The following is a 4,031-nucleotide window of genomic DNA, read 5'->3' as shown; positions in this document are numbered from 1 at the left end:
CGCCGGGCCCGGCGCACGAAGGTGTCGTGCAGGGCGCGGACCGCCGGCGGTACGGCCCGCGCCCTGCGCCTTCGCAGCACGAGGAGCACCCGCGCCCGCTCACCCGCCAGGGGCCGGCACACGATCGCGCCCTGCCGTTCCAGCGGGTCCCCGACGACGCTGAACTCCGGCAGGACCGTCACGCCGAGCCCTTCGGCGACCATCAGCTTTCCCATCTCCGCGCCGTCGGTGGAGTACGCGAACGCCGGCGTACGGCCCTCGAGGAGCCGGTGCACATAGCGGTGCATCACATAGCCCGAGCGCATCGCGATCAACGGCTCGGTGAGCAGCTCGTCCGCCGACACCTCCGTGCACGCCGCCAGCGGGCTGTCCGCCCGCAGGCACACCACGGGACGACCGCGCAGCAATTCGACGGACTCGAACTCGGCCGGCATGTCGTCACCCTCCAAGTGGTTCACCAGTCCGAGATCGAAACCGCCCTCCAGCAGCGACCGGTGGATGTCCGACTGCTGCGCGCCGACCACCTCGACCTGGGTGAGCGGATGCCCGGCCCGGAACTCCCGCACCACCGGCATCAGCAGGGACACGGTCGCCGCGTTGACCGTGCCGACGCGCACCATCCGCCGGATGCGGTGCTGTTCGCCCGCCGCCGCGCGCAGCCGGTCCACCGCGTCCAGGATGCCGACGATGTGGGGCAGCAGCTCCTGGCCCGCCGCGCTCATCGTCGCCCCGGAGCGCTTGCGTTCCAGGAGATCGACGCCCAGTTCGCGTTCCAGGTTCCGCACGGTCTCGCTCAAGGCGGGTTGCGAGATCCGCAGTTCCTCCGCCGCCCGGCGCAGCGAACCCAGCCGGGTCACGGCCGCGATGTATTCCAGCTGTTCCGTCCGCATGGCGACAGAATGGGGACGCATTCCCGTCCCGTTCAAGGGTTTCCCTGTCACACGTTCGTGAAATTCAATGGTCCGTCATGCGGGAACGGTCGGGTTTTCCTTGACGGTCGCGACCGAGGGCTGCCACGATCGATGGCATGACGAAGCGACTGGACCTCACGCGGCGACGCCACGTCGACCTCGCGCGCGTTTCCAGCGCCTCCTGTCGCGTCACGGCCTGATCCCCCCGGTCCGCCGCACGCTCCGCACGCCGCAGCCGCCTCCGGAGCCCCCGCGCGCGCTCTTTCCCCGCACCGCCTGAATTCCGCACCCCGTGACTCCGCGCCCTTTCGCGCGGAGACGGATCGGCGTGCCCGCACATCCGTCCCACCTCCCCGACCCGCTCACCTCCGCATTGCGCGACAGGAGTTCCGCATGCCCGCAGAACCCGTGAAATTCGCCTACTGGGTCCCCAATGTCAGCGGCGGCCTGGTCACCAGCACCATCGAGCAACGCACCGACTGGGGATACGAGTACAACCGGGAACTCGCCGTCCTCGCCGAGAACAACGGTTTCGACTACGCCCTCAGCCAGGTGCGCTACATGGCCAGCTACGGGGCCGAATACCAGCACGAGTCCACCGGTTTCAGCCTCGCCCTGCTGCTGGCCACCGAGCGCCTGAAGGTGATCGCCGCCGTCCACCCCGGGCTCTGGCACCCGGGTGTCCTCGCCAAGTTCGGCGCGACCGCCGACCACCTGTCGAACGGCCGCTTCGCGGTCAACGTGGTCAGCGGCTGGTTCAAGGGCGAGTTCACCGCCCTCGGGGAGCCCTGGCTGGAACACGACGAACGCTACCGCCGCTCCGAGGAGTTCATCCGCGCCCTGCGCGCCGCCTGGACCGAGGACCGCGCCGGACTCGCCGGTGACTTCTACCGGTTGCGCGACTTCTCGCTCAAACCCAAGCCGCTGAACACGCCGGGGCGTCCGCACCCGGAGATCTTCCAGGGCGGCAACTCCACCGCCGCCCGCGCCATGGCCGGCCGGGTCTCCGACTGGTACTTCTCCAACGGCCGGGACCACGACGGGATCGTCGAACAGATCGCGGACGTCCGCCGGGCCGCCGCCCTGGCCGGCCGCCGCCCCCCGAAGTTCGGCCTCAACGGATTCCTCATCGCCCGCGACACCGAGGCCGAGGCCCGCGACACCCTCCGGGAGATCGTCGCCAAGGCCGACTCCGAGGCCGTCGAGGGCTTCGGCGCCGCCGTCCGGCAGGCCGGCAGGTCCACGGCCGACGGCAAGGGCATGTGGCAGGACTCCGCGTTCGAGGACCTGGTCCAGTACAACGACGGCTTCCGCACCGGGCTGATCGGCACCCCGGAGCAGATCGCCGAGCGGATCGTCGCCCACAAGCGGCTCGGCGTGGACCTCCTCCTCCTCGGCTTCCTGCACTACCACGAGGAAGTCGAGTACTTCGGCCGCCGCGTCCTGCCCCTGGTGCGGGAACTGGAGGCGGCCCTCCCCGACACCACCGGCTCCGTGCCCGCACGCGTCTGACCGCCCCCACCCGCGAACACCGTCGCGAACCCGCCGACGAGAAAGGCCGAACCGATGAGCACCACCACACCCGCCGACTGGCAGGCCCGTCCCGCTCCGCACACCGCCGAGGACTGGATCGCCCGCGCCGCGGCCGTCGCCGCCGTCCTCGCCACGGACGCCGCCGCCCGCGAGCGCGCGGGCGCCACTCCGTACGGGGAGGTCGCGCTGCTGAAGGACTCCGGCCTCGTCACCCTGCTCGGTCCCGTCGAGCACGGTGGCGGAGGGCAGAACTGGATCACCGCCTACCGGGTGGTCCGGGAGATCGCCAAGGCCGACGGCTCCCTCGGCCAGCTGCTCGGCTACCACTACCTGTGGAACTGGGCGGCCCGGCTGGTCGGCACCCGTGAGCAGTGGGAGCACGTGGAGGCGGAGGCCGCCCGCAACCGCTGGTTCTTCGGCGGCGCCGTCAATCCGCGCGACCGGGACGTCGTGGTCACCGAGGACGGCGACGACCTGGTCTTCACCGGCCGCAAGTCCTTCTCCACCGGCAGCAGGGTCTCCGACGTCACCGTTCTGGAGGGCGTCCTGGAGGGGACCGACCGGCACGTCTTCGCGATCGTGCCCTCGGACAGCGCGGGACTGACCTTCCACGACGACTGGGACAACATCGGCCAGCGGCTCACCGAGAGCGGCAGCGTCACCATCGACGGGGTCCGCACCCCCTGGTCGTCCGCGGCCGGATACGTCGACAGGGAGTTCCGGCCGCGGGTCTACAACACCCTCAACGTCCCCACCATCCAGCTGGTCTTCGTCAGCTTCTACCTCGGCATCGCGGCCGGCGCGCTGGAGACGGCGGCCGCCTACACCCGCACCAGGACCCGGCCCTGGCCGCACGGCGGCCACGACCGCGCGGTCGACGAGCCGTACGTCGTCGACACCTACGGCGACCTCACCGCGAAGCTGTGGGCCGTCGAGGCCCTGGCCGACGCCGTCGCCGCCGAGGGGCAGGAACTGCACGACGACCCCGACGCGGTCACCGAGCAGGCGCGCGGCGACTTCGAGGTGCGGGTCGCCGCGGCCAAGGCCCGCGCCACCGAGGTCGCCCTGGAGATCGCGAGCCGCGTCTTCGAGGTGACCGGCGCCCGCTCCACCGCCACGGCCGAGGGACTCGACCGGTTCTGGCGCGACATCCGCACCCACACCCTGCACGACCCGGTGGCCTACAAGCGCCGGGAGGTCGGACGCTGGGTCCTCGAGGGCGAACTGCCCGAACCCACCTGGTACTCCTGACCCCGGGTGGCGTCCGCGTGCCGCGGACGCCACCGTCTCCCCGCTTCCCGCCTCCGGGCTCCCGGAGACCCCGCGGGGCCCGCGCGCGCTCCGAACCGTGAGCCATGGGCCCCGGGGCGTGGGCCCCGCGCCTTTCCGCATCCCCGTCCCCTCCGCATCCCGGACCTTCCGAAAGAGGACCCATGGCCACCGTCCTGTCCGTCTCCGGCAGCCCCTCCGCCTCCTCCCGCACCACCAGGCTGCTGCGTCACCTGGACCAGCGGCTGACCGCGCAGGGACACGAGGTGATCCCGCTCGACGTGCGCACCCTCCCCGCCGAGGCGCTGCTCGGCGCGG

Annotated in this window: 5 protein-coding genes; 4 read left to right on the top strand and 1 reads right to left on the bottom strand. The window is 71.8% G+C overall.

All coding sequences use genetic code 11. The features are described from left to right. Positions 1 to 890, bottom strand: an 890-nt coding sequence (locus AOK18_RS29015; protein ID WP_055696243.1) for a LysR family transcriptional regulator, incomplete at its 3' end; no start/stop codon positions are given. Between the two features lie 137 nt (positions 891 to 1,027). Here AOK18_RS29015 and AOK18_RS35515 point away from each other — a divergent pair. From AOK18_RS35515 to AOK18_RS29000, 4 genes are all read left to right on the top strand, one after another. Beyond that, a complete protein-coding gene (locus AOK18_RS35515; RefSeq protein ID WP_367869752.1) occupies positions 1,028 to 1,111 on the top strand; it encodes a putative leader peptide in 84 nt (27 codons plus the stop codon). A gap of 193 nt (positions 1,112 to 1,304) precedes the next feature. Further along, on the top strand, positions 1,305 to 2,423 hold the full coding sequence (gene sfnG, locus AOK18_RS29010; RefSeq protein WP_055571373.1) for a dimethylsulfone monooxygenase SfnG: 1,119 nt from the start codon (positions 1,305 to 1,307) through the stop codon (positions 2,421 to 2,423). A gap of 54 nt (positions 2,424 to 2,477) precedes the next feature. Then, a complete protein-coding gene (locus AOK18_RS29005; RefSeq protein ID WP_055571372.1) occupies positions 2,478 to 3,695 on the top strand; it encodes an acyl-CoA dehydrogenase family protein in 1,218 nt (405 codons plus the stop codon). A 182-nt stretch (positions 3,696 to 3,877) separates the two neighbouring features. Then, the coding region (locus AOK18_RS29000; protein WP_338119147.1) for an NAD(P)H-dependent oxidoreductase at positions 3,878 to 4,031 on the top strand (154 nt) is incomplete at its 3' end.

Source organism: Streptomyces prasinopilosus (genome assembly GCF_001419695.1).
In the GTDB taxonomy this organism is placed as follows: Bacteria; Actinomycetota; Actinomycetes; order Streptomycetales; family Streptomycetaceae; genus Streptomyces; species Streptomyces prasinopilosus.
Note: the sequence above shows the minus strand (reverse complement) of the source record. Positions and strands in the feature narration are given on the sequence as shown.